The sequence below is a fragment of the Vibrio sp. YT-19(2023) genome (assembly GCF_033337395.1).
In genome coordinates this window covers 1-528 of sequence record NZ_JAWOQN010001083.1, presented here as the reverse complement: position 1 = coordinate 528, position 528 = coordinate 1, and the positions used below count along the sequence as shown (strand labels likewise).

The 528-nt window shown below is 49.8% G+C and carries 1 protein-coding gene; it reads right to left on the bottom strand.

The features are described from left to right. On the bottom strand, nucleotides 1-528 hold a 528-nt coding region (locus R7E78_RS30175; RefSeq protein WP_318059149.1), incomplete at both ends, for an alanine racemase C-terminal domain-containing protein.

Below are 528 nucleotides of genomic sequence, written 5' to 3'. Positions count from 1 at the left end.
TCAAAGCCTTGGCGGCCAAATACAACTACTTCGTCGTTTGCCTGAACACCAATGATGTCAGTGACATCAACCATAGTAGTGTTCATTGACGCTTTACCCATTACGCGAGCACGCTGACCGTTGATCAGAACGTCAGCTTTGTTGCTTAGTGAACGGGCGAAACCGTCTGAGTAGCCGATAGGCAGGTTAGCCAGGATAGAGTCACGCTCTAAAACTTTAGTGCTGCCGTAGCCGATTGTGCTGCCTGCAGGGAAGAAGTGCAGTGATGCTACGCGTGTTTTGAAAGACACGATGCGCTCGTAAGGTAGGGTTGCAGGGTAGTCACCGTACAGCATGCCGCCAGGACGAACCATATCCAGATGTGCTTCAGGCAGATTTAGCGTGATGTAAGAGTTAGCCACGTGCAGTGTGATGTCTTTACGTTTCAGACCTGCGCTGTCCATTAGCCACTTTGTTTCTACTTTGAAACGGTCAACCTTGCGGCGGATTTCATCAAGACCTTCATTCGGGAAGTGGGTCATCATACCT